Origin of the sequence: Ureibacillus suwonensis (genome assembly GCF_042655065.1) — a bacterium.
Classification (GTDB): domain Bacteria; phylum Bacillota; class Bacilli; order Bacillales_A; family Planococcaceae; genus Ureibacillus; species Ureibacillus suwonensis.
In genome coordinates this window covers 43,066-67,680 of the sequence record NZ_JBHSNQ010000195.1, presented here as the reverse complement: position 1 = coordinate 67,680, position 24,615 = coordinate 43,066, and the positions used below count along the sequence as shown (strand labels likewise).

General features: G+C 40.7%; 21 protein-coding genes and 1 riboswitch. Of the genes, 10 read left to right on the top strand and 11 right to left on the bottom strand.

All coding sequences use genetic code 11. The features are described from left to right. Nucleotides 1-257 precede the first annotated feature (257 nt). From ACFPOH_RS17090 to ACFPOH_RS17075, 4 genes are all read left to right on the top strand, one after another. On the top strand, nt 258-1,706 hold the full coding sequence (locus ACFPOH_RS17090) for an amino acid permease (protein ID WP_342470640.1): 1,449 nt from the start codon (nt 258-260) through the stop codon (nt 1,704-1,706). An 89-nt stretch (nt 1,707-1,795) separates the two neighbouring features. Continuing rightward, a complete protein-coding gene (locus tag ACFPOH_RS17085; protein ID WP_342470639.1) occupies nt 1,796-2,485 on the top strand; it encodes a hypothetical protein in 690 nt (229 codons plus the stop codon). 138 nt (nt 2,486-2,623) lie between these two features. Further along, nucleotides 2,624-2,725: riboswitch (purine riboswitch) on the top strand. 122 nt (nt 2,726-2,847) lie between these two features. Next, the gene (locus ACFPOH_RS17080; protein WP_342470638.1) at nt 2,848-3,420 is read left to right on the top strand and encodes a xanthine phosphoribosyltransferase; all 573 of its coding nucleotides are present in this window, start codon (nt 2,848-2,850) and stop codon (nt 3,418-3,420) included. 37 nt (nt 3,421-3,457) lie between these two features. Next, a complete protein-coding gene (locus tag ACFPOH_RS17075; RefSeq protein ID WP_390310776.1) occupies nt 3,458-4,756 on the top strand; it encodes a nucleobase:cation symporter-2 family protein in 1,299 nt (432 codons plus the stop codon). 65 nt (nt 4,757-4,821) lie between these two features. On the opposite strand, the gene fumC is transcribed toward ACFPOH_RS17075, so the two are convergent. The 4 genes from fumC to ACFPOH_RS17055 form a co-directional block, all read right to left on the bottom strand. Beyond that, nucleotides 4,822-6,210, bottom strand: coding sequence for a class II fumarate hydratase (gene fumC, locus ACFPOH_RS17070; RefSeq protein WP_342580732.1), 1,389 nt, complete (start codon nt 6,208-6,210; stop codon nt 4,822-4,824). 278 nt (nt 6,211-6,488) lie between these two features. Then, complete coding sequence (locus tag ACFPOH_RS17065) at nt 6,489-7,043, bottom strand: SLOG family protein (protein WP_390310774.1); 555 nt, start codon at nt 7,041-7,043, stop codon at nt 6,489-6,491. 227 nt (nt 7,044-7,270) lie between these two features. Then, on the bottom strand, nt 7,271-8,464 hold the full coding sequence (locus ACFPOH_RS17060) for an ornithine--oxo-acid transaminase (RefSeq protein WP_342470634.1): 1,194 nt from the start codon (nt 8,462-8,464) through the stop codon (nt 7,271-7,273). 122 nt (nt 8,465-8,586) lie between these two features. Next, complete coding sequence (locus ACFPOH_RS17055) at nt 8,587-9,162, bottom strand: TetR/AcrR family transcriptional regulator (RefSeq protein WP_390310772.1); 576 nt, start codon at nt 9,160-9,162, stop codon at nt 8,587-8,589. 98 nt (nt 9,163-9,260) lie between these two features. Between ACFPOH_RS17055 and ACFPOH_RS17050 the strand changes: the two genes are divergently transcribed. Beyond that, on the top strand, nt 9,261-12,407 hold the full coding sequence (locus tag ACFPOH_RS17050; RefSeq protein ID WP_465270750.1) for an MMPL family transporter: 3,147 nt from the start codon (nt 9,261-9,263) through the stop codon (nt 12,405-12,407). 46 nt (nt 12,408-12,453) lie between these two features. Here ACFPOH_RS17050 and ACFPOH_RS17045 read toward each other — a convergent pair whose 3' ends face one another. The 4 genes from ACFPOH_RS17045 to ACFPOH_RS17030 form a co-directional block, all read right to left on the bottom strand. Continuing rightward, a complete protein-coding gene (locus tag ACFPOH_RS17045; protein WP_390310768.1) occupies nt 12,454-13,623 on the bottom strand; it encodes an MFS transporter in 1,170 nt (389 codons plus the stop codon). Between the two features lie 797 nt (nt 13,624-14,420). Then, the gene (locus tag ACFPOH_RS17040) at nt 14,421-15,023 is read right to left on the bottom strand and encodes a class D sortase (RefSeq protein ID WP_342470631.1); all 603 of its coding nucleotides are present in this window, start codon (nt 15,021-15,023) and stop codon (nt 14,421-14,423) included. 53 nt (nt 15,024-15,076) lie between these two features. Then, nucleotides 15,077-16,354 (bottom strand): hypothetical protein, encoded by a 1,278-nt coding sequence (locus ACFPOH_RS17035; RefSeq protein ID WP_390310766.1) that lies wholly within the window; start codon nt 16,352-16,354, stop codon nt 15,077-15,079. Nucleotides 16,355-16,381: 27 nt separating this feature from the next. Next, nucleotides 16,382-18,355 (bottom strand): hypothetical protein, encoded by a 1,974-nt coding sequence (locus ACFPOH_RS17030; RefSeq protein WP_342580739.1) that lies wholly within the window; start codon nt 18,353-18,355, stop codon nt 16,382-16,384. 354 nt (nt 18,356-18,709) lie between these two features. Between ACFPOH_RS17030 and menC the strand changes: the two genes are divergently transcribed. The 5 genes from menC to ACFPOH_RS17005 all read left to right on the top strand — a co-directional run bounded on the left by menC (nt 18,710) and on the right by ACFPOH_RS17005 (nt 22,936). Next, nucleotides 18,710-19,822 (top strand): o-succinylbenzoate synthase, encoded by a 1,113-nt coding sequence (menC, locus tag ACFPOH_RS17025; RefSeq protein ID WP_390310764.1) that lies wholly within the window; start codon nt 18,710-18,712, stop codon nt 19,820-19,822. A 37-nt stretch (nt 19,823-19,859) separates the two neighbouring features. Further along, on the top strand, nt 19,860-20,909 hold the full coding sequence (locus ACFPOH_RS17020; RefSeq protein ID WP_342470627.1) for a YkvI family membrane protein: 1,050 nt from the start codon (nt 19,860-19,862) through the stop codon (nt 20,907-20,909). A gap of 89 nt (nt 20,910-20,998) precedes the next feature. Beyond that, a complete protein-coding gene (locus ACFPOH_RS17015) occupies nt 20,999-21,763 on the top strand; it encodes a VCBS repeat-containing protein (protein WP_390310761.1) in 765 nt (254 codons plus the stop codon). Between the two features lie 226 nt (nt 21,764-21,989). Further along, nucleotides 21,990-22,658 carry a Crp/Fnr family transcriptional regulator gene (locus ACFPOH_RS17010; protein ID WP_342580742.1) on the top strand — a complete coding sequence of 223 codons (669 nt, stop codon included), beginning with the start codon at nt 21,990-21,992 and terminating at the stop codon, nt 22,656-22,658. A gap of 83 nt (nt 22,659-22,741) precedes the next feature. Continuing rightward, the gene (locus ACFPOH_RS17005; protein ID WP_342470624.1) at nt 22,742-22,936 is read left to right on the top strand and encodes a YgaP family membrane protein; all 195 of its coding nucleotides are present in this window, start codon (nt 22,742-22,744) and stop codon (nt 22,934-22,936) included. Nucleotides 22,937-22,967: 31 nt separating this feature from the next. On the opposite strand, the gene ACFPOH_RS17000 is transcribed toward ACFPOH_RS17005, so the two are convergent. From ACFPOH_RS17000 to ACFPOH_RS16990, 3 genes are all read right to left on the bottom strand, one after another. Beyond that, nucleotides 22,968-23,738, bottom strand: coding sequence for a serine/threonine protein kinase (locus ACFPOH_RS17000; protein WP_342470623.1), 771 nt, complete (start codon nt 23,736-23,738; stop codon nt 22,968-22,970). Between the two features lie 3 nt (nt 23,739-23,741). Then, the gene (locus tag ACFPOH_RS16995; RefSeq protein ID WP_342470621.1) at nt 23,742-23,918 is read right to left on the bottom strand and encodes a hypothetical protein; all 177 of its coding nucleotides are present in this window, start codon (nt 23,916-23,918) and stop codon (nt 23,742-23,744) included. A 421-nt stretch (nt 23,919-24,339) separates the two neighbouring features. Next, the gene (locus ACFPOH_RS16990) at nt 24,340-24,600 is read right to left on the bottom strand and encodes a BTB/POZ domain-containing protein (RefSeq protein WP_390310758.1); all 261 of its coding nucleotides are present in this window, start codon (nt 24,598-24,600) and stop codon (nt 24,340-24,342) included. Between the last annotated feature and the right edge of the window lie 15 nt (nt 24,601-24,615).

The following is a 24,615-nucleotide window of genomic DNA, read 5'->3' as shown; positions in this document are numbered from 1 at the left end:
GCAAGTACGCCCAAAAAAGGACAAACAGAATATTTGTAAACCAAAGATACAAAATACCCCAATTTATTTGGGTTTCTTTTAAAACTCTTTTTAATAAAAATCTAATTTTGCAAAACTCTCATATTAATAAAGTGCCTTTATGAATGGATACAAAAATAATAATAACTTCCAATTGTAAATTTTTATAGAGGAATGCTTGGAAAATAAATTAGGTAAGAAAAAATGGAATGAATTAACTGACTCAAAGGAGATTCATCATGAAGAAAGAGACAGATAATCAAAAACAACTGAAACGGGGCTTAAAAGGCCGGCACATAACCATGATCAGCTTAGGAGGAACGATTGGGACGGGCCTTTTTCTCGCAAGCGGCGCTTCCGTTGCGCAAGCGGGACCGGGTGGAGCATTGGTGGCCTATGCTCTCATCGGAGTGATGGTGTTCTTTTTAATGACCAGTTTGGGAGAAATGGCGGCTTACATGCCTTCTTCCGGTTCATTCAGTACATATGCGTCAAATTTCGTGGATCCCGCCTTTGGATTTGCGATGGGATGGAACTACTGGTATAACTGGGCCATTACCATTGCCGCGGAAATTTCAGCGGTCAATTTAATTATGAAATATTGGTTTCCGGACAGTTCATCCTTTCTTTGGACCATTCTTTTTATTGCGGTCGTGTTAACTTTCAACATTCTATCCGTCAATGTGTACGGCGAAAGTGAATATTGGTTTGCCATGATTAAAGTGGCAACGGTCATCATCTTTATTATCACTTCCTATTCAATGGTTTTTGGGATCATTGGGGAAGAACAAGTGGGTTTGTCCAATTTCTTCATTGGCGACGGCCCGTTTAACGGCGGGTTTCTAGCGGTAGTGGGGATTTTCTTGGCAGCGGGATTTTCCTTCCAAGGGACGGAATTATTGGGGATTACAGCCGGTGAAACGGAAGAACCCGGGAAAAATATTCCGAAAGCTGTAAAATCCGTTTTTTGGCGCATATTATTGTTCTATATTTTGGCCATCCTTGCAATCGGCTTATTGATCCCTTATACAGATTCACGCCTATTATCCGAAGATGTGGCCGTTTCCCCATTTACGCTAGTGTTCGATAAATTGGGAATCGCTTTTGCCGCATCGGTGATGAACGCCATCATTTTAACCGCCATGCTATCGGCGGGGAATTCCGGTTTATATGCCTCTTCCCGCATGTTGTGGCAATTGGCGGTTGATGGAAAGGCGCCAAGACTTTTTGCCAAAATCAATGGACGTGGAGTGCCGATTTATGCGTTGCTTGCCACTCTGGCGGTAGGATGTTTGGCTTTTTTATCTTCCTTTTTTGGAGATGGAGTTGTATATATATGGTTATTAAACGCTTCCGGATTATCCGGTTTCATTGCATGGGTAGGGATCGCCATCAGCCATTACCGTTTCCGGAAAGCCTATATAAAACAGGGGAGAGACTTGAAAGATTTGCCTTATAAATCGCCGGTATATCCATTCGGGTCATTGTTTGCGTTAATTTTATGTTTAATTGTCATCATCGGACAAAATTATCGCGCCTTTATCGGGACAATCGACTGGCATGGCATTGCCGTTTCATATATTGGGCTTCCGCTGTTTATCATCCTATGGTTGGGGTATAAGATAAAACATAAAACCAAAATCATCCCCCTTGAGGAATGCAAATTGGATGTTGAAAAACATGAGTAGACAGTACTCATCCATATAAACCGGGTAGTTGGAACGGGAGAACGTGAAGAAGTCAAAAGGATGAAAAGATTGGTAAAGGATGGGAAAAAATGACGGTCTCAGTGGGTTTTTTTAGAAAAATTAACGAGTGGATTGCAGACGGGCTCTCAGAAGAAATAAAGTATCGGCCATTTCAAGTGGACGGGAACCCCTATAAGTCGAAAGTGTTTTTAGTTGGACTATATCCGGAATCCCTTGCTTATTTTGATTTGGAAGATGCAAAAATATACGCCGATTCATTGGTGGATGGGGAGCTGTTTGAACAATTAAATGGGCTTGAAATCCTCAACGCTTCAAGGGAATATAAGGGAAGTTTGAATTTTGCCCAATGGATGAAAAAAATATTCAATGAAAACGTCGTGCTGACGAACGTGAATGGTTTTATGGCGGAAGATTATAAGCAATTTAAACAAATGAAAAAAGAAAATCATTTTCGCTATCTTGCAGGGAAAAAATTGTTTGAACAAGTGCTTTATGAATTCTCGCCGGAAATCCTTATCATTGAGGGTTCAAAGGCTTTCGATGAATTCAGGGAAAACTTTCATGACCGTTTGATTCATAAAGCGGATGTCTTTGATACAGGCAATGTGCAGGAACTGGAGCAATCAGGGGTTGTTGCGGAATTGCCCCTTCAAGAAGGGGAAAATGTGAAAATACTTGTGTGCCGCAATATGTCTTACTTCGGGAAAGAAGGGGCGGCTTTTGGTACGTTGAAAGAAACCATTGGCCGTCTATTGTGAACCTTTTGAAAAAACAGAAAATACGAACAATTTGATTGTCTGTTGGCTAAATTTGCAGTAATTTCCGAATAATAAGGGTGTTTTTTCATAGAAATATCTTGCATTCGACAATTGACGTGTTTATAATTATAAACATTCAAAAATAAATAATATCGCACTCATATAATCGCGGGAATATGGCTCGCAAGTTTCTACCGACTTACCGTAAATAAGTCGACTATGAGGGGATAGTATTAGATTTGTCGGATGCAGTACATATGCACAAGTCTATGTGCTTTCGATCGGCTCGAAAGGCTTATTCCTCATAGGAAAGGTCTTTCGGGTTTTTTATTATCAAGGAATGACGAAAGGGAGATTCTTTAATGGATCTATTGAAAGAAAAGATTTTAAAAGAGGGGAAAGTGCTCTCGGATACAGTGCTGAAAGTGGATTCTTTTTTGAACCATCAAATTGATCCGCTGTTGATGAAAGAAATCGGGGAAGAATTTGCCAACCGTTTCAAAGATGAAGTGATAACAAAGGTATTAACGATTGAATCTTCCGGCATCGCACCTGCAACCATGTTGGGGTTATCGATTGGTGCACAGGTCGTATTTGCCCGCAAAAAGAAATCTTTGACTCTATCCGGAGATTTGTATACTTCGCAAGTGTATTCCTTTACGAAAAGAGAAACGAATGAAATATCCGTTTCCAAAGACTTTTTATCTCCTGACGATAATGTGGTCATCATTGATGATTTCTTGGCAAATGGAGAAGCGGTAAAGGGATTGTTGGATATTGCGAAGCAGGCCGGATGCAAAGTAGTCGGGGTAGGCATCGTGATAGAAAAAGGGTTCCAAAATGGCGGAAAAATGCTGAGAGAACAAGGTGTCCGGGTGGAATCTTTAGCCATTATCAAGTCTTTGAAAAATAACACGATTGAATTTGCTGAATAATCGATTGTTGAATGATTTTGAGGAGGAACATCATTTCATGACAAATGGAAAAGCTATAACTCTAGGAATACAGCATTTACTGGCCATGTATGCAGGTGCGATATTGGTGCCGTTGATTATTGGTGGTTCATTAGGTTTTGATGAGCAGCAAATGACATACTTAGTCGCAATCGACATTATGATGTGCGGGATTGCTACATTGCTGCAAGTGATGAGAGGGAAATTTTTTGGGATTGGATTGCCTGTTGTATTAGGATGTACGTTTACAGCCGTATTTCCGATTATATCAATTGGCCAAAGTAAAGGAATCGGCGCCATTTACGGCTCCATCATTGCTTCAGGGCTGATTGTCATCCTCATATCAAGAGTATTCGGAAAGTTGGTAAAATTTTTCCCTCCAGTCGTAACGGGTTCTGTTGTAACGATTATTGCGATTTCCTTAGTTCCCGTGGCTATGAATAATATGGGCGGCGGACAAGGGGCTGAAGATTTTGCCTCAGCGTCCAACATTGCTTTAGCGATGATAACGCTATTCATCATTTTATTGATTTATCGATTTGCCACAGGTTTTATACGTTCCATTTCTATTTTATTGGGATTGGTGTTTGGAACGATTGTAGGTATGTTTATGGGGAAAGTGGATTTTTCACCTGTCAAAGAAGCAGGATGGTTTCATATGGTTCAGCCCTTTTATTTTGGCACACCAACCTTTGATTTGGCTTCCATCATTACAATGACCCTTGTTGCGATGGTGTCATTGGTGGAATCCAGCGGCGTCTATTTCGCATTAGGCGATATTGAGAAAAAGCGGATTTCGGCGGAAGATTTGGCCCGCGGGTATCGTTCGGAAGGGTTGGCATCCATCATCGGAGGAATTTTTAATGCTTTCCCATATACAACTTTCTCCCAAAATGTGGGCCTCATCAAAATGACAGGGGTGAAGGAAAGAAAAATCATCGTCATTACTGGTGTGATGTTGGTGGCATTAGGCTTTTTGCCAAAAATTGCGGCGCTCACAACCATTATTCCAACATCTGTTTTAGGCGGGGCCATGCTTGCCATGTTTGGAATGGTGTTGACGCAAGGGATTACGATGCTGGCTCCTGAGATATTAAAATCACCGGAAAATACAATGATTGTTGCGATTTCGGTTGCCCTTGGAGCAGGGGTTGCCTTTGTTCCGAATATTTTCGAAGTATTGCCAGAGAGCCTGTCCATTTTAACATCCAATGGAATTGTGTGCGGTTCTTTATCTGCCATCGTGTTAAACATTTTATTTAATATGGTTGGTCCGAAAAAAGCGAAAACAGTGGCCGCAACAACTGTGGAAGAATAAAGAAAAAATGCCGGCGGAAAAAGTTCCGCCGGCTTTTTTTATGGGTTATGTCAAGGGATGGGGGATTAAGCATTTGGATAAATCATTTTCTTTGGATCCACATATTGGTCGAATTGTTCTTCGGTTAATAAACCTAGGGCAAGAGCTGCTTCTTTTAACGTTGTTCCTTCCGCATGGGCTTTTTTCGCAATTTTTGCCGCATTTTCATAGCCGATATAAGGGTTCAAGGCCGTTACAAGCATCAAAGAGTTTTCCAAGTTGCGTTTAAGCACTTCATGGTTAGGTTCAATGCCGACTGCACATTTGTCGTTAAAGGATTTCATGGCATCTGCAAGCAATCGCGCTGATTGCAGGAAGTTATAAATAATGACCGGTTTAAATACGTTCAGTTCAAAGTTGCCTTGGCTGGCTGCAAAGGCGATTGTTGCATCGTTACCCACCACTTGGGTAACTACCATTGTCAATGCTTCGGATTGTGTAGGGTTTACTTTGCCAGGCATGATGGAGCTTCCCGGTTCGTTGGCAGGGATCGTAATTTCGCCGATGCCGCTGCGAGGACCGCTGGCAAGCCATCTTACATCGTTGGCAATTTTCATTAAATCCACTGCCAATGCTTTCAATGCGCCATGAGCTGCAACGATTTCATCATGGCTTGTCAACGCATGGAATTTATTTGGAGAAGAAACGAATTTTTTGCCGGTGAGATTACTGATTTCTTCCGCCACCATGTCGCCGAATTTCGGATGGGCGTTGATGCCTGTACCAACGGCTGTACCACCGATGGCCAAGCTTTTTAAGTACTCCGTATTTTGTTTAATCATTTCTTCGGAACGTTCAAGCATGTAGTGCCAGCCGCTGATTTCTTGCCCAAGCGTTAAAGGTGTTGCATCTTGCAAGTGGGTGCGGCCGATTTTGATAATATCTTTGAAAGCCTCTGATTTGTCTTTTAATGTATTTTTCAATAGTTCTAACCGAGGAAGTAAATAGTCTTCCACCATTTGAACAGCGGCGATATGCAATGCGGTCGGGAATGTGTCGTTGGAACTTTGGCTCATATTGACATCATCATTTGGATGCACTTTTTCAGAAGAGCCTTGTTCCTCCAATAGCTGATTTGCGCGGTGGGCAATGACTTCATTCACATTCATGTTGGATTGGGTACCGCTTCCTGTTTGCCAAACCACAAGCGGGAATTGGTCATCCCATTTGCCTTCAAGAATTTCATCAGCTGCTGTAATGATGGCATCTGCTTTGGCAGGTGACAGTTTATTTAATTTTTTATTGGCGAGTGCTGCGGATTTTTTTAAAATGGCAAAGGCGCGGATCACTTCTTTCGGCATTTTTTCTGTGCCGATTTGGAAGTTTTCTTTACTGCGTTGGGTTTGTGCACCCCAAATTTTATCAGCCGGAACACGTACTTCTCCAAGCGTATCTCTTTCAATACGGTATTCCATCTTTGATACAACTCCTTTATCAATATAATTGGTTGGTATCTGTATTTTAACCCAAAAAGAGAATCCATAATAGAAATTTGGCTGCAACATGCCAGTCAGTTGCAGCCTAGAAATGTCTATTCATATAGGGGGATATAGACATAGTTGGAGAAAATAATTTGGAAAATACTTTTCCGAGATATTTTTTGGGGGTACAGCTCGGAATTTTTTTCTTTACGATAATGATAATCATTATCAATTAAAAAGTCAACAGGGAATTCAAAATAAATGATGAAAATTTACCACTCCGCTCTTTGCATTTCTTCGGCAATGGTTTGCAAATCGTAAGAAGTGATGGTCAAGAGCTCATATTCATTCCGCTCCATATATTTTTCCACAAGCCTTTTCAAATATTTCGGGGATCCTTCATGTTCTTCATCGTAGACAAGCAATAAAGCATCGGTGTTTTGGATGATGAATTTATCTTTCTCAACAAATTGCCAAGGGGCTTCATACGGCCTTTTTGTAACACTCGTCACAAAATCGGCTTTGCCCAGAATATAAGCGTATTCGGCTTGCTTTTCTTCATTCCAGTTTTTCTCCATTTCCAAAAAAGGAGTGATGACGGCATATTTTAAATGGGGAAATGCTTTTTTTAATTCAATCACGACTTCCGCAGTCCATGTTTCCACACCTGGTTGTCCGCTGATGATGACCCATTCCAGTCCTTCATCAATCAAAGTTCTCAATTCATGTTCGATTGCTTTTTTAATCACTTGAATGCCCGGATGTTTTTTGGTGAAAATGCCCAGCTCATGGGGTCTGTATCCGGAAACGTAAAGCGATTGAATCATCTTCATCCCTCACTTTTGTACCTTTACTATATCGAATGATCAATGGAAATTCAAAATTGGGCGCGCTGATTTTTGATCTTATATGTACCAATGGTCAGTTACGGGCAGTTTCAACAATGGCGATTTGGAAAAAAGGATTAATAAGAAAGGATAGATGCAAACGGGTATTCCTCCTGTGCATCTATCCTTTTCTTAATGCCGCATGAAGTTTCGGGTTGTTTTCCTGCTTACTCAAGAATTTCTTTAATCCGTTCCAACGCCCAATCCAGTTGTTCTTTTGTGATAATTAGTGGGGGAGCAAAGCGAATGACGAAATCATGGGTTTCCTTGCATAACAATCCTTTCTCCATCAGCTGTTCACAATATTTACGTGCAGGTTCATGAAGTTCAACACCGATAAACAATCCTTTCCCTCGCACTTCTTTAATGACAGGGGATTTGATTTTCAATAGTTCCCCTTTGAAATATTGCCCCAGCTCCAGCGAACGTTCCACCAACTTTTCTTCCTCGATCACTTCAAGTGATGCGATGGAAACTGCGCATGCCAACGGGTTTCCTCCAAATGTGGAACCATGGGAACCTGGATTTAATACGCCTAAAATATCGTCGTTTGCCACCACTGCCGAAATTGGCAAAACCCCTCCGCCGAGCGCTTTTCCCAGAATGTAAACATCTGGCACAACTTCTTCCCACTCGCAGGCGAACATTTTTCCGGTGCGTCCGAGGCCGGTTTGAATTTCATCTGCGATCAATAGCACATGATGCTGTTTACAAAGCTCCGCCGCTGCTTTTAAAAATCCTTCAGGCGGAACGACAATCCCCGCTTCTCCTTGGATCGGTTCCACGATAAAAGCCGCTGTGTTTGGCGTGATGGCATTTTTGAGCGATTCTATATCCCCGTATGGGATCAGTTTGATTCCGGGAATTAATGGGCCGAAACCCCGTTGGTATTCCTTCTCTGAAGAAAGGGAAACCGGAAGTATTGTGCGCCCATGGAAATTGCCTGTGCAGCCAATGATTTCGGCCTTGTTTTCTTCCACGCCTTTCACATCATAAGCCCAGCGGCGGGCCACTTTAATGGCTGATTCGACGGCTTCAGCACCGGTGTTCATCGGCAAAACCATATTTTTTCCCGTTATTTTGCATAACTTCTCATACCAAGGTCCAAGTTGGTCGTTGTGGAAGGCCCGGGAAGTCAATGTCACCCGATCTGCTTGCGTTTTTAATGCTTGAATAATTTTTGGATGACGGTGGCCCTGGTTCAAGGCGGAATAAGCGGAAAGCATATCCATGTACTCATTGCCTTCAGGGTCTTTTACCCAAACTCCTTCCGCTTCACTGATGACAACCGGCAGCGGCTTATAATTCCGGGCGCCATATTTTTCAGTGATTTCAATTATTTCTTTTGATGTCTTACTCATAGAAAATCCCCCCTTAAAGAGTGTACTGAAGCGCGAGAACGAACATTCCCCTGGTTTAGCAGGCTTCATCTACTTCATTATATATGATGGATTATATTTTTTGTCGAAAAGTATTATTTATTCTACAATACGGGTTTTATTTGTTTTTTTGCCGCAATTCTTTGCTCCGCCCCCCGCAGTTGGTCTTGGATGAATAAATCGATCATTGCTATGAGTTCCTCTGGGGTCTGTTCCAGCTCTCCATTCAGCCAGCTTTCAACAACGGCACCCAGAGCCAATGTAAAGAAATGGGACAGAAAAGATACATATTCTTCTTGGGCATGGAGTTTCATTCCGAATTCATGAACCACCCGATGAATGATGTTATGAATATCCGAATAGAAAAATCGTTTAATATGTTTACGGCCCAACGATTGCAGTGCACACAAGTAAATATCGCGGTTCTCATCCAAATAATGGAACAGTTGCAGCAATCCTTCCTGCCACACTTTTGCGCTTTCATGGGCATCAATCAGAACGAGAGCTTCCTGTTGGAAAGTCCACCTCATCAGATCGTAAATATCTTCAAAATGATAATAAAAGGTTTGTCTATTCAGCCCGGCCGATTCCGCAATTTCGCGGATGGAAATTTGTTCGACAGGCTTTTTCTTCATTAATTCTTTTAAGGAATTGGAAAGAAGTTTTTTCGAATTTTTCATATCATTGCCCTCCGGAATTTGCTTATTTTAAACAAATGGCAGATTATTGTCTATGTTCGGTTCCGCTGTTTCATGATAGTTTTATTATTAGAAATTTAATGATTTTCAAAAAACGATTGGGAAAGGAGTTTGATAGTTTGAAATTGAGGGAGTGGCTCAATGTTCGAACTGCATCCTTTATTTTTTGGCTCGTTATTTCTATTATTATGCTAATAACCATGCCAAATTTAGATATATTGGTTCGGGAAAAAGGACAGGTTGAAATGCCTGCCTATGTTCAGAGCACCATCGCAAAGAATTTGCAAACCGGGATGGAGACGGACGGCAAGGAAAACTATCAATTTATTGCCGTATTTAATAGCAAAGAAAAATTGACGGATGAGCAGAAAAAAGAAATAGATAAAATCATCGAGGATTTCAAAGAACAGCGGGATGAACTTGGTATTACTAGTATTTTAGCTTATAACGACAGTGAAGAAACAGAAAAACAGCTTGTTTCGGAAGATGGCACGACGATTTTAACGCAAATTGCTGTGGATCAGAATGCCGGGACGGTGGAAGAAGTTGCGCAGCAATTAAGGAAACTGGCGGATACAAAAACAGTCGATGCTTACTTTACAGGTACGGATATCGTATTGGATGATTTTGCGAAGTCGTCCCAGGATGGAATTAAAAAGACGGAGATTATTGCTGTTGTTTTCATCCTGATTGTATTGGTCCTTGTATTCCGTTCCCCGATTGTGCCGTTCATTTCGCTCATTACAGTGGGGGTCGCCTATATCGTTTCCCTTGGTATTGTGACACAGTTGGTGGAACACTTTGATTTTCCGTTTTCAAACTTTACGCAAGTATTCATCGTTGTCATTTTGTTTGGTATCGGTACGGATTACAATATTCTTCTTTACAATCGGTTCAAAGAAGAGGTCAGCAAAGGCGGCCATATATTAAAAGCGATTACCGAAACTTACCGCACTGCGGGAAAGACGGTCATTTACAGCGGCATTGCCGTGTTTATCGGGTTTATGGCTTTATATTTGGCGGAGTTCCAATTGTATCGGGCGACTTCCGCTGTGGCCATCGGGGTGGCCGTGCTTTTGCTGGTGCTCATTACTTTGAATCCATTTTTCATGGCAGTGCTCGGTTTCAAAATGTTCTGGCCAGCCAAACAGGTAAATGGCCATCCAGAGAACAAACTATGGAAAGTTTTATCGAAATTCTCATTGTACAGACCGCTTTCCGCTATTGCAATTATTGCGGTAATCTGCATACCGTTCATTATCTCCAATTCTGGGGAGCTGAACTATAACGATTTAGTGGAAATTAATGATAAATATGAATCGAAGCAAGCAATTAAAGTCATAGAGGACCATTTCCCAGCCGGTTTTTCGGCTCCCTCCTATTTGATGATTCATTCCGATGAACCTCTTGCGACACAAAAAGCTTTGCAGGATATTGATGAATTGACAGAAGCCATTTCCAAGGTGGAAGGGGTATCGGAAGTATATTCGGTCACACGCCCTGCCGGAGAAAAAATTAAAGAATTATATGTACGGGATCAAGTGAATACATTAACAGAGGGACTTGGTACAGCAGAAGAAGGGATTTCTAAAATTCACGGAGGATTATCCGAAGCGGACCAGGAATTAGGCAAAGTGGACAAAAGCAAATTTGACAGCGTGCAACAGCTGATCGACGGCACGGAAGAAATGGAACAAGGCGTCGGCCAGCTGAATATCGCCTTGAGCCGGGTTTCCCAAGGATTGAAGGATGGGGCGCAAGGAGCGGAGGAAATCAGCAATGGTTTATCCGCTTTAATAGATAATATTCGGGAGTTGCGCCAAGGGGCAACGATGCTAAAAAATAGCTATGAAGAATTGGAGAAAGGATTCGGTTCCTTTGCGGACGTATTTTCAACGATTTCAAAGGCCGTTGAACAAAGTTATAGCAGCTTTTCTGCCATCCAACAATCACTGAAGGCGGCGGTGGCAACAAATCCCGGGCTGAATTCAGACGAAAATATCAAGCAGGCCATCACAATGGCAGAACAAGGAAAAGCCCAGACAGAAGCGTTGTTGGGCCAGCTTAAATCCATTACCCCGAAATATGATCAAGCATTGAAATCTTTCCAGGCAGCCAATGCTTCCATGGCTCAAATTACAAACGGGTTGAAAAAAATGGAAGAAGGCGTTGCGCAATTGCAATCCGGCGCTTCTACCCTTGCCGATGGATTACAATCCGGCGCAAAAGGGACATCCGCGATTGTTGAGAACACAAATCAACTGCAATCCGGCTTGAAGGCTGTAAACGAAGGACAGCGGCAATTGCAGCAAGGATTGACGGCATTACAGGATAAAATGGGCGATTTGCAATCCGGTTTATCCCAAAGTGCGGAAGGTTTATCACAAATCAAAAATGGCCTTGTGGATGCCCAGGATTATTTATCAGAATTGACATCCGCATCCGATGAAGTCTTCTATATCCCTCAAGAAGTGTTGGAGGGGGAAGAATTCCAGCAAAGCTTGGATCTGTATATGTCGGATGATCGCCAAACAACAAAAATCAATATTATTTTGGATGTCAATCCGTACTCAAAAGAAGCGATGTCCATTTTGAAAGATATTGACGAACAAGTAAAAGCGACTGTCAAAGGGTTGAGTTTCAGTGATGCGAAAGTGGCGTTGGGCGGAAAATCCGCTCAAAACGTGGATTTGCAAAATGTCTCAACAGGAGACTTTGCGAGAACCATCACCATCATGTTAATCGGTATTGCTTTTGTATTATTAATCATCACAAGATCTTTCTGGCAGACATTATTGATTATCGCATCCCTTGTCATTGCATATTTCACCGCTTTGGGAGCATCCGAATTCATCAGTGAACATGTGATAGGACAAGACACTTTCAGCTGGAATGTGCCGTTCTTCAGCTTTATCATGATTGTTACCCTTGGGGTCGACTACAGTATTTTCTTGATGATGCGATACTTTGAAAATGCGGATAAAGGTTATGAAGCGATAATTGACGCAGAGAAACAAATTGGAGGGGTTGTCCTATCGGCAGCCATCATTTTAGGCGGCACATTTGCGGCATTGCTTCCTTCAGGCATCGTCACGTTAATCCAAGTGGCGGTCATTGTGATTGTTGGATTGGTAATGTTAAGTTTGGTGATGCTTCCATCATTTATGCCGGCTGTCATGGGATTGACCCATAAAGTGAAGACATTGGCCGTACGGAAAAGGGAGTAAAAATAAAAGGTTATCCAGTTCAAAGGTTGAATCTGGATAACCTTTTTTATTCGGTCGATGGGGTTTGCTTTTTCCAAAATATTGCAATGGTGATGCTGACAACCAGGATAATGGTTGCAAAATAGAAAGGGAAATTAAAATTCATATCAAATAAAATACCGCCGATAATCGGCCCGAAAATATTTCCGATGCTTGTAAACATGGAGTTCATGCCGCCAACAAACCCTTGTTCATCTCCCGCAATTTTTGAAAGGTATGATGTAATTCCGGGACGAATCAAATCAAATCCGACGAAAACAATCCAGCAGGTTAACATGACAGACCAGTAAGAATCGACGATGGTCATCACAAAAACGAGTAATGCGGACAATATTAAGCTTAGACGGACGACCATGATTTCCCCCAATCGTCTCGTCAATTTATCAAACAAAAGAATTTGTGCAACTGCTCCCACTATTCCGCCCCCTGTCACGATGATGGCGATATCCCGAGGGGTAAATCCAAATTTGTGATCGACAAAGAGACTGAATAATGATTCAAAGGAAGACAAACTGAAAGTCGAAAGGAAAATGATGTTGAAAGAGATGAAATACACTGGCATGAAAACACGTTTCCAGCCGACCTTTTGCCCTTTCATAATGTCCGGTTGCTCCCTGCGTTCCGGTTCTTTCAACAGGAAGATGGAAGCAATGGCGACAACCGCTCCTAAAACACCGGCGGCAAAGAATGGAACACGAATGCCGAATTCCGCCAAAAATCCCCCGATACCGGGTCCTATGATAAATCCTGTATTAATGGCGGCAGACATAAAACCAAGGGCTTTTGGGCGTTCGTTCTCTGAAGTGATGTCCGCAATAAATGCCGTAATGGCAGGCATGATGCAAGCGCCGCTGATTCCTCCCAATATCCGAGAAAGGAAAAGGATTTCAAGGGTCTTCCCGATACCAAATAAAAACTCGGAAAAACTAAATAAAAAAAGACCGACTATTATCATGATCTTCCGTCCATACTTATCGGTCCATTTGCCTGTTATAGGAGAGGCTATCAATTGTGCCAACGCAAAGGCGGCAACCATATTTCCCACCACGGTACCGCTTATGGATAATTCGTTCATCAGTGATGGCAGGACAGGGATGACGAGGCCGATGCCGACAAAGGTGATGAATATATTGCTGAGGACCAATGCCAATGCTATTTTTTGTGATTTTGAATTCATAAATATCCCCTTTAGAGTAAATTCTATCGATTTCTTGCAAGATGCTTATATATCAAGGTTTGGCGAAGAGAGTTGAAAAAGGGCTATTCCTATTTAAACCTTAACTAGGGGAAACAGTCAAGAAATTATAAATTCTTTGCATAAAATAGAACTTTCAATAAAAAAACTCAAAAAAAAAGGATGGCGGTTCACCATCCTGACATGATATGGAGTTTGTGGAAGAAAATTTTTCATACGGACCATTCGTCGTCGAAAGGGGTGTTTCAATATTATGGGAATGCGAATTCGGAGAGACTATCCTATTTACAATGGAGGAAACAACATTGAATTTCAAAAAATCAACCATCAGCCAACGATAAGAAGTAACAGTTGAGGATACATTCGCGTCCAGACCATTCCGATTGTGAGGGGGCAGATATGAAACAAATACAGGCTCTTTCAATTGCATGATGAAAAGTGATGTTGACTTATTATCAAAGGCTGTATTTGCTCATATTCACAATGTCGGAAATGGGTATCCTTCTTTGATATTTAAAAGATGTTATTCATATCTGATTTTTTCTGAGAGATTACCGTACAATCTTATACTGATATTTTGTTTTCACCTCCTTTCATTTACATCATATTCACTTAATAGTTTTTTGAAGGGGCAATCAGCCAGATTTTTAATAATTAAAGAAAATTTTTACTAGATTGTTGAGAGATAAAAGTCTATAATTACTAAAATATGAGGGGAAAATGAAAGTGCTAAAGTTACATAAAAAAATACCATTTTTCTAAAATAGAAAAATGGTCGTTTACATTTTATCCGTCACTTCTTTAAATTCGCCTGTGATAATGAGCCTGTATTTATTTGAGTAAATTGGGTGACAAGTAATGAGTGTTACTAAAGATTGATCTTCCACTGGCAATATGACTTCAACGGCTGTAGGTTTCACAATTTGGCTGTTGATGACGTTAAAGGTATATTTTTTTGTTTTAGTCTCAATAATGAATTCATCACCTTTTTCAAGTTCGTCCAAACGGTTGAAGAACTTTCCAAATGTGGCGGTACGATGTCCGGCAATTGCGAAGTTGCTGTTTTTATCTCCCAATGAAGATAACGGGCTGCTATTAGTCAAATGACCGACAGCACTCTCCATATTTTTTTGGCTGGCTCCTTCGACGATGGGGGTTGTCAAGTCGATTTTTGGAATCGTAAGCTTTCCAATCATATCCCCATCATTGAAAGAAGTTGGCTCCGTATTGCCCAAATCATCTTCGGAAGTGGCGAACTCGATCGATGAGAATTCTTTCTCGAGCTTGTGCTGTTCATAATATATTTTTATTTTCGTAAAAGCGACAAATGCAAGAATGGCAAGACCAATCAATAACAATAGGTTTCCGATTTTTCTTTTCATGTTCTCATTCCTTTTTAATTGTAAAAAAGAAGAGGGCGGGGCACCCTCTCAAATTAGATTATTTCGTTGAAACGTTTTCTTAAAGCCAACCCCGATAAGATTAATAGCATTGAAGCGAATAGTAATACTGTTGAGTCAATAGCTGAACCAGTTACTGGTAATGTAGCTGTGTTGTTTGTACCGCCTTTTCCAGAAGGTGTGTTGCCGCCAGTTTTTCCGTTGCCAGATGGAGTAGTTTGGTTTTTATCGTTATTAGATCCACCGCCGTTGTTTCCGCCGTTATTATTGTTGCCGCCGTTGTTATTATTGTTGTTATTGTTGTTGTTATTGTTGTTATTGTTGTTATTGTTGTCTCCGCCGTTGTTATTGTTGTTGTTATTATTGTTGTTATTGTTGTCTCCGCCGTTGTTATTATTGTTGTTACCTTGTTGGTTTTTACTTACGTATTTTTCATCTTCTGCAACGCCTAAATGAACGTCTCCAAGAAGCGGAGTGTTTTTAGTGTCAACAATAACTAAACCGCTGTGAGTATAAATGTATTTATCTGTTTCAACTTCTTCTTTTTCAATTACACCAACGTGTGCATCGCCAAGAGGCGTATTTTTTAGGTTTACATTGGCAACGCCGTTGTAATTGTATTTGTAATCTTTATCAGTTACTTGTTTTGATTGAAGTACGCCGGCATCAATATTTCCAAGGATTGGATTGGAAACTTCGGCTAACACTAATCCGGAATTTTGAGTAGTATTAGTTCCTGATTTAGTTGTTGTGGATTCACCAACTCCAACGTGTGCATTACCTAATAATTTGGAATCTTTAATATCCACTTTTGCAATGCCAGAACTTGTGTAAGATCCGTCTTTGCTTTGCTCGGAACCTAGCACGTCAACTTTCACTTCACCTAACAATCCACCTAACAGATTTCCGCCAAGTCTAACTTTTACAAGCGCATTACTGTCGTCTGTGTCTTGAAGTTTTGTAGGATCTTTTGTCACTGTAGGTGGTAAGTTAGTGTTATTACCTCCTGTGCTGTTATTGTCGCCTTGTTGATTATTTTGTGTTGTATTTGTAGTTGTGTTTGTGTTTGCAGCTGTGTTTGTGTTGGATTTTGTATCTGTATTATTTGCTGTAAGAGAATTAGTTAAAGTTTTAACTAAATCTGTAGCAGTATTTGTAAGAGATCCAACTAAATCATTATTTTTTGTTGCTGTTTGATCTCCCGCTGTTGTTTCTTCAGCGTGAACATTATCAGAGAAAACTACGAAACTTAAAGTCAACACTAAGGCAAACAATGCAGCTCTTAGCGATTTAACAACGATATTGTTTTCCATTCATCATTCTCCTTCTTTTTTATTTTTTTAGATTGAAAAGAAGGAGATTTGAATTGGAGGTTTATCTAACGGTGGTTTCAGCCATTGATCCGATAAGGCTATTTCAAGAGATTTTAATCTTGATCTATCAGCTATTGACTTTAATATATCTTGTGAGATATATCCAACAATTTGAGATTGGCCATCAAATCCATTGGAAGATGAACCGGAGGAATTGCTATTGGAATTCGAATGACTTTGAGTTGGTGCAATTTCTTTTGGTGATGAAAGATTTCCTATTCTCTCTCTTACTTCTCTTTGTGTTTCTGTTGCTCTTTCAATCGCTTGAATGAAATTGCTTGCACCACTAATGATCATTTGTTTTCCGTTATTTAACAACTCATTCAATAGTTGACCAACTGTAGGGTTTGAATTGTCTACAATTTTGTTGTCAACATTAGCGGATGGTTCATTTGCTGTTACGCCATCTTTGTTTGTTGAATCGTTTCCAGGCGTATTTGCAGAACCGTTTCCATCATTAGGGTTCGGAATGTTTCCTGTAGAGTTGCCGGAATCTTTTCCGGAATTTCCTCCAGAATTATTGTTTCCTGGATTGTTAGAAGAATCGTTGTTCCCTCCGTTGGATTGTCCGTCTTTTCCACCTTTTCCATCCTTGCCGGAAGGCGGTTGGATTGTTTTTTGATATTCTCCGATACCAATGTGGGTTTCATCTAATAAGTCGATGCTGACAATCCCACCTGATATGGATTTTGAGTTTTCTGTTTCGGTAATTGTTGTTCCTAGAACATCGAGACGGTTGTTTCCGAGTAATGAGTGAGTGAGATTAGCCGTAACAAGTACGGATTCGGTTTTTGTGAGAGTAGGTGATTGATACTGATTTACTTCCCCAACGCCAAGATGAAGGTCTCCCACGACATTGGATGAATGGTCGACTGCAACAATCCCGGATTGGGAAACCGTTACGTCTCCTTTTGTTTGTTTATTCGTTTCAAGGAGACCAACGTGATTGCTACCTAAAAGATTATTGTTCAAGTCTAATTGAAGAACACCTTTAGATAGCGACGATTCTCCTACCTTCTCTTCACTCTTACTAGAAACAACTCCTACACCTAAATCACCAAGCAGCATAGAGTCTTTCAAGCCTAAACTTAATAATCCTTGGCTGGATTTTTTCGTTTCTCCCTCTTGACTCTCGCTACCTGAAAGAAGACCTAAATTAACGTCTCCGGTGATCGGTTTCAATAACATGGAGTTTTGAATACCGACATTAAGAACGCCACCGGACTTCTGTTGTGCGTCGTTTTTTGCTGAAAGCAGCTTGACGTTTGCATTTCCTAATAATTTTGTATTTAATCCGAGGTCTAATACGCTTCCATCAGTCAATTTTCCTTCTGGTGTCGACTGGCCAGAAAGAAGACCGACTTCCAATAAATCGGATACTCCCAAGGAAAGCAAACCGCTTTTGCCACCCTCAGTCGAAATGCTGATTAGTGAGTTACTGTTCCCGATACTAATGTTTATACCTAACAGATTGACACTAAGCAGCGGTTTATTTGATTTCACTTTCACAACAGAATCGACGCTGTTTTGGTCAGCTTTTATTTGGCTATCAGCTTGGATGCTCGCTTCTTTTTGGCTTGTGGCACTTAAGTTTTCTTTTTCAACGGCAACGGCATTATTTGCATCTACTGTATTTTCGGCGGTTTTAATTTGTTCTTCAACTTTAGTGCCTAAGTCATTTAGAAGCCCTGCATCAGCAGCTGTTTTTTCCTGAGTTGATTCCAGTCCTGAATGGGTATTTACCGAATTATCACTGTTCCCCACATCAGTGTAGGCATATTCAGCAAGTCCTCCGTCAACATTCACTTCGTTTGACGAAACGCTCAATGTATTTGATCCCGCACTCTCATTGTCGGAAATCTCAAGATCTTTTGCAAATGAAATAGAAGGCGATCCTAACACGAGAACAACGGCTGCTATGATTACCGATATTCTTTTCATTTTCTCACCTCCTTTCATAACACAAGTATTACCATAAAAAATCATAATTTCAATACAAAATTTACAAGTTCATAATTTAGAAAAGATTACATTAGTATAGTCCGAAGGGTGTTGTTGGACATTTTTCTTATTTTTATAGTAAAAAATACCCTTTACAACGATATATAAACAATAATTAAAAATGATATATAATATTTTTTAATTGTAAGTGAAAAAACAGAGAAATGTAATTAGGAATATTGGAGTTTTTTTAAATTGGCCGTTTTATGATAAATGTAGTATAAAGCGGGTATTTCATTTCAACGAATTTATAACGATAGAAACATATGTTTATAAAAAAGGGGCAAAACAACGATGAAAATTAATAAAATTATTGTTCGTCACTTGAAAATGCCGATGAAACATCCATTTACAACAAGTTTTGGCACAATCAATGATAAATCATTTTTGTTATTGGAGGTCCATACGGAAGAAGGAATCGTCGGTTTTGGGGAATGCGTCGCTTTTGAGGCGCCCTGGTATACAGAGGAAACCGTAAAAACCTGCTGGCATATGCTGGAGGACTTCCTTATTCCAATTATTTTGCAGAAGGACATCAGCCATCCCAACGATGTAACAAAACTGTTTGAAAGCATCCGGAAAAACAAAATGGCGAAAGCATCAATCGAGGGGGCGGTGTGGGACATTTATGCGATCGCATCCAATCAACCCCTTGCAAAAGTTCTTGGCGGAACCAAAGAAAAAATAGATGTGGGCATCAGCCTGGGGATTCAACCGACGATTGAAAAGCAAATAGAAGTCGTTGGTAAATATATTGCCGAAGGATATAAAAGAATAAAAGTGAAAATAAAACCGGGGTGGGATGTGGAAGTCATCAAAAAACTCCGTGAAACATTTCCGGATGTTCCGATGATGGCAGACGCCAATTCCGCATATACTTTAAAGGACATTGATATATTAAAACAATTGGATGAATTCAATTTAATGATGATTGAACAGCCGTTAGCCTATGATGATATCGTCGATCATGCGACATTGCAAAAACAGTTGCAAACACCCATTTGTTTGGATGAAAGTATATTATCTTTGGAAGATGCACGGAAAGCTATTGAACTGGGCAGCTGTGGCATCATAAACATCAAAATCGGACGGGTTGGGGGGATCTCGGAAGCAATCAAAATCCATGACTATTGCAAATCCAAGGGCATACCGGTATGGTGCGGGGGGATGCTGGAGGCTGGGATCGGCCGGGCACACAACATCGCTTTAACCTCCCTGTCCAACTTTGTTTTGCCCGGAGATACTGCCGGGTCAAGCCACTATTTTGAAGAGGATATCATCCAGCCGGAAGTGGTTGTCGAGGATGGGACAATTCGGGAGGCCCAAACAGTTGGCATCGGTTATGAGCCAAATCGAAAAGCGATTGAAAAATATACGGTCTCTTCAAAAACCTATAATTATATATGAAAGTTTTCCATCTGTTTGAAAAGAAATGGGGGAAATGGTGAGAAATAGTATAAAAATTGGGGGAGCCTTTGTCGGATTAATGATAGGGGGAGGGTTTGCCTCAGGACAAGAAATCATGTATTATTTTCTCTCCCATGGTTGGCACGGACTTTTCGGTGTTGCTGTTGCGAGCGCATTATTTGCATTTTTGGGGATGAGCATTGCAATGCTGGGCCATTCTTTAAAAACCGCATCCCATAAAGAAGTTGTACTTTTTATCGCTGGTCCAACGATTGGATCCATCATCGATTGCCTCATCACAGTGTTTTCGTTTTGCATCACTGTTGCCATGTTTGCGGGGGCGGCAAGCGCTTTTGACGTGCTGTTTGGAATGAATGGTGTCATTGGCGGTCTGCTGATGATGGGGTTTTCAGTAATTACGCTGATGTTCAACGTGGAAAAAATTATTGCTATCCTCGCAATTACTGTACCGTATTTAATCGTCATTATCGCCATCATTGCAATTGCGTCCATTGGTTCCATGGACAGCGGTTTTACAGAACAGATGCAAATGGCGCAATCACCGTCCACAGGGCATTGGTTGATTGGAGCTTTGTTATACGTTTCATACAATTTGGCGGTCGGGCTGCCCATGCTTGCGGTAATGGGCAGCACGGTAAAAAGCAAGAGAGAGGCGGGGATGGGCGGAATCATTGGAGGCTTTTTGCTTGGTGTCCTCATTCTATTAGTTTTTGTTGCATTGCTTTCAAAAATGGATGCAATGATAGGGAAGCCGATGCCGATGCTATGGATTGCGATGGATGTTCATCCCGTCTTTGGCATATTGATGGCCATCACTTTAATAGTAATGATTTATAGCACAGCAGTGGGGGTACTTTATTCTTTTGTTGTGCGCTTTGTGTCTCCAAAATCCAAAAACTATAAACTGTTCGTCATTTTTTCCGCATTGGCCGCATATTTTGCGAGCTTTATAGGATTTACAACCATTGTAGGAACGGTATATTCCATCATGGGCTATTTGGGATTGATCATCATAGCGGTTATTTTATGGACATGGGTGAAAAGAAAAGGGATGTTGCCTGAGTGAAAACTCAAGCTTTTTTCAATAGAAGAACCAATTTGCCGGTATGTACATAACAATAAGTAATGGCATTTTACCTTTTAGGAGGAACAACTATGTTTCCATATCGGCAATATCAGTGGGAAAGCGGCATGTTACAACCTATTCCGCCCGCCTCCCAAACAAATGGCCCCTTTGTTGTCGCTTATCAATTCAGTGATGTAACAGGTGATGGAATTGCTGATGGGATTTTTTTGATAGCCACCAAACTGAATGACAGCCCTTTACTGAACAACATGAGCCTTGTTGTGCAAAATGGTTTTACCCATGAAATATCAGTCTATCATTTAAAAGAAGTGGCGGGTTATAATCCGACTATTTGGACGGGTGATTTGACAGGCGATCGGGTGGACGATATTTTGGTGACCGTTCAATCGGGAGGAAGCGGAGCGATTGTCTATGCTTATGTATTTTCATTTATCAGCGGTAAGTTAGGGAAAATTTTTGATTCAATAAAATTTCATGAAGATCGCCAATATGAAGTGAAGTATGGAAACTTTGCCGAAGTCGTTGTGACAAGCAGAAACCCAAATATGCGGTATATATTAAATATTCAATATAAAGGAAAAGAATATTTAGATGAAATTTACAACGGGAATGGAAAGCTGAAAGAACCGATTGAAGGGTGGGTAGATCCGATCAGCGGAATTTATCCGATTGATTTGGCCGGCGACGGGAAATATTCATTGTTGACGATGGAACAGATTGCAGGAAGATACCATGCGGACAGTTTAGGATTTGTTGAAAATGTATTGAATTGGAACGGTTTGGCATTTGAATCGGTGAGACAACAGGTTGCAATAAACGGAGCAAGTTTTTAAGGTATTTTTGGTTAATCAGTACTTAGGGATATAGTCAATAAAATGATAAAAGGCCGCTTCTCAATGGAGACGGCTTTTTTTGTGTTAAATAAAGTACTGCCAGGTAATCTGTTTTATTTTAAAATGGTAGTAAGCAAAGAATCATTCCTTATAATAACGGCGATAAAGAATAGCTTCTCCCCTGGTTGCAGCCCGGATGAAGAATCAAAGGTTAGGAAGTGGCGCTATGGAACAATTGAAGAGTTACAAAGAACTATTTCCTTTTTTTGAGGGTATCAGTGCAAATGAAATGAAAATAAATTATGTGAAGAAAAAGTTTCCGAAGGGCGAAACGATTTTTCATGAAGGGGACAGTTGTGCAGGTGTCCCATTTGTAACGAAAGGTTGCATAAGGGTTTCGAAGTTTGGAAAAAACGGGAAAGAAATGAGCGTTTATCGGGTAAATGCAGGAGAAACTTGTATTTTAACGGTCTCAAGCATTCTTTCCAATGAACCCTATCCTTTGACAGCCACTGTGGAGAAAGATGCGGAAGCCATCATCCTTCCCTATCAGGATTTCAAATTATTAATGGAAGTAAACCCGCATTTTCAAGAATATATCTATAAAACGATAAGCCTCAGGTTCCTGGAAGTGATAAAAATAATAGATGAAGTGATTTTTCAAAGCATTGATGAGCGACTGGTAAAGCATTTATTAAGATATACAAAAAATGACGGCGATTTGATTGAAACGACCCATGATAAAATTGCGACGGAGATCGGTACAGTGCGGGAAGTGGTCAGCCGTCTATTAAAAGAAATGGAGAGAAAAGGGTGGATCCAACTCTCAAGGGGGAAAGTGACCGTTGTTGAAAGAAGTAAACTGGAAGAGTTGATGAAAGATAAAAAATTGTAAATTTCGTGAAATCGTGATTTTGTCACTGAGAAATCGGCCCCTGTTATTTACTATGAATAAAAATGGAAAAAGGGGGCTATCACATGGGTTCAAATGTTGGTACTGCCGATCGGGTCATCCGTATTATTCTTGGCCTGGCCATCCTGTCGTTACTGTTTATATTGGAGGGAAATCTTAAATATCTCGGATTAATCGGATTGATTCCTCTGATTACGGGACTGGTGAAGTATTGTCCGTTATATTCGCTATTTAAAATTAATACGTGTCAAAAAAAATAAAAGTGGCTGTGAAAGGCCACTTTTTGTATGGCTAAACAACAGGAAGGGAGCGCAATGCTTCCTCTGCACTTGGAAATGAAGGCTTCATCAAAAGCAAACGTTCAATATAGTTTTTCACTTCTTCAGGCAATTGCAATTCTTCTTGCCAGCATCTTTCTCTGCTTTCTGTCGGAGTATAGTCGGAGTATAGTAAAAAGAGCAGGAAATGGCCGAGGAGATATAGGTCACTGCAATGGTTTTCCGCCTTTTTCGGATTCTTGACCATATCGATGGTTTCATTCGGATTCAGATAAGTGGCCAACCCAAAATCAATGATGGAGAGTTTTCCTTGGTGTATTAAGACATTGGGAATCCTTAAATCACGGTGTACGATTCCTTTATTGTGAATTTGGACAACCATTTGAAGAAGCAGTTTTAATATGTGTATGGATTCAGGAAGGGAGTAGACATTGCCTTCCTCGAAAATCGTTTGTTCAAAGGTGCGGCCTTCCATATAATCCATCACGAAGAAAGGGATATTTTCAAGTTCACCAACCACAATCACGGAGGGGACAAAGGGCAAATCCAATTCTTTAAGAATTTGAATTTCCTTTTGAAATCGATGGCGCATTTTTTTGGAATTGCGATGTTTTGTTTTTAAACGTTTCAGGACATATTTTTTTCCGGTATGTTCTTCGATTAATAGATAGGTTATTCCGTAAGCGCCACAACCGAGTACCTTTGAAAAAGAATAATTTGTGTGGTCACTTATATATGTTTGGAACAAACGGTGGTACTTGTTTTCAAGAAAATCCCGAATCATCGTTTAACTGCTGAAGAAACCTCTTGAACTGAAGAAGCTACCGGAACGGAAAAAACCGCTGCTTTTATGTCCCCGTTTATAATAATGATGTCCATAATAATTATGCTTTTTTGTGTATCTTCTATAGTTGGAAGAGGAGTTGCGTTTTTCACTGAAGGATTTGAAAAATTTTTCGATCATGCTCGGCTTCCTCCTTAACACGAACCTTTTATTAATATGTACGAATTAATTGAAAATAAGTTTCGCCATAAGTATGGATTCAAATAAGTTTCAACAATTTTCAAAATGGTTTGCAAAACGCCGAAAAAGCAACCTTTATAAACGGGTATTTTTTTGATATAATACCAATTAAACATATTAATAAACTAGGTATAAACGGTCGGTGTAGGAAATAGGTAATTTTGCATATTTTACAAGATCCATCTTTAAGCAAAATGTGATTTCGAAAAAAGGTTTTTAAAACGGAAAAGCCCCCAATTTTCCATGGACCAGCATAGTTGCCCATGCAGTGATGGTTGTATGGCATACATTGAAAATAGTTTGAAGTAGAGGGGGAAAAAAATGTATCCATACAACAATGATGACTATAATGGGAATTTTTTTAATCAATTTCAAGATGACAATGTAAGTCGTCGAGGTTTTCAGGGAGGGCGACCAGGTGCTCCTGGAGGATCAGGCGGTTTCCCAGGCACACCCGGTGGGTTTCCTGGAATACCAGGCGGATTTCCAGGGGGGCCAGGCGGATTTCCGGGGACACCTGGTGGCTTCCCAGGGACACCAGGAGGGTTTCCGGGAGGTCCAGGCGGATTTCCAGGCACACCCGGTGGATTCCCGGGAACACCAGGCGGATTTCCAGGTTCACCAGGTATGCCGCCTT

Bases quoted from the DNA above. Each gene is read 5' to 3' on its own strand.
- ACFPOH_RS17090 (WP_342470640.1), top strand. From the start codon at position 258: ATGAAGAAAGAGACAGATAATCAAAAACAACTGAAACGGGGCTTAAAA.
- ACFPOH_RS17085 (WP_342470639.1), top strand. From the start codon at position 1,796: ATGACGGTCTCAGTGGGTTTTTTTAGAAAAATTAACGAGTGGATTGCA.
- ACFPOH_RS17080 (WP_342470638.1), top strand. From the start codon at position 2,848: ATGGATCTATTGAAAGAAAAGATTTTAAAAGAGGGGAAAGTGCTCTCG.
- ACFPOH_RS17075 (WP_390310776.1), top strand. From the start codon at position 3,458: ATGACAAATGGAAAAGCTATAACTCTAGGAATACAGCATTTACTGGCC.
- fumC (WP_342580732.1), bottom strand. From the start codon at position 6,210: ATGGAATACCGTATTGAAAGAGATACGCTTGGAGAAGTACGTGTTCCG.
- ACFPOH_RS17065 (WP_390310774.1), bottom strand. From the start codon at position 7,043: ATGATTCAATCGCTTTACGTTTCCGGATACAGACCCCATGAGCTGGGC.
- ACFPOH_RS17060 (WP_342470634.1), bottom strand. From the start codon at position 8,464: ATGAGTAAGACATCAAAAGAAATAATTGAAATCACTGAAAAATATGGC.
- ACFPOH_RS17055 (WP_390310772.1), bottom strand. From the start codon at position 9,162: ATGAAAAATTCGAAAAAACTTCTTTCCAATTCCTTAAAAGAATTAATG.
- ACFPOH_RS17050 (WP_465270750.1), top strand. From the start codon at position 9,261: ATGATTTTCAAAAAACGATTGGGAAAGGAGTTTGATAGTTTGAAATTG.
- ACFPOH_RS17045 (WP_390310768.1), bottom strand. From the start codon at position 13,623: ATGAATTCAAAATCACAAAAAATAGCATTGGCATTGGTCCTCAGCAAT.
- ACFPOH_RS17040 (WP_342470631.1), bottom strand. From the start codon at position 15,023: ATGAAAAGAAAAATCGGAAACCTATTGTTATTGATTGGTCTTGCCATT.
- ACFPOH_RS17035 (WP_390310766.1), bottom strand. From the start codon at position 16,354: ATGGAAAACAATATCGTTGTTAAATCGCTAAGAGCTGCATTGTTTGCC.
- ACFPOH_RS17030 (WP_342580739.1), bottom strand. From the start codon at position 18,355: ATGAAAAGAATATCGGTAATCATAGCAGCCGTTGTTCTCGTGTTAGGA.
- menC (WP_390310764.1), top strand. From the start codon at position 18,710: ATGAAAATTAATAAAATTATTGTTCGTCACTTGAAAATGCCGATGAAA.
- ACFPOH_RS17015 (WP_390310761.1), top strand. From the start codon at position 20,999: ATGTTTCCATATCGGCAATATCAGTGGGAAAGCGGCATGTTACAACCT.
- ACFPOH_RS17010 (WP_342580742.1), top strand. From the start codon at position 21,990: ATGGAACAATTGAAGAGTTACAAAGAACTATTTCCTTTTTTTGAGGGT.
- ACFPOH_RS17005 (WP_342470624.1), top strand. From the start codon at position 22,742: ATGGGTTCAAATGTTGGTACTGCCGATCGGGTCATCCGTATTATTCTT.
- ACFPOH_RS17000 (WP_342470623.1), bottom strand. From the start codon at position 23,738: ATGATTCGGGATTTTCTTGAAAACAAGTACCACCGTTTGTTCCAAACA.
- ACFPOH_RS16995 (WP_342470621.1), bottom strand. From the start codon at position 23,918: ATGATCGAAAAATTTTTCAAATCCTTCAGTGAAAAACGCAACTCCTCT.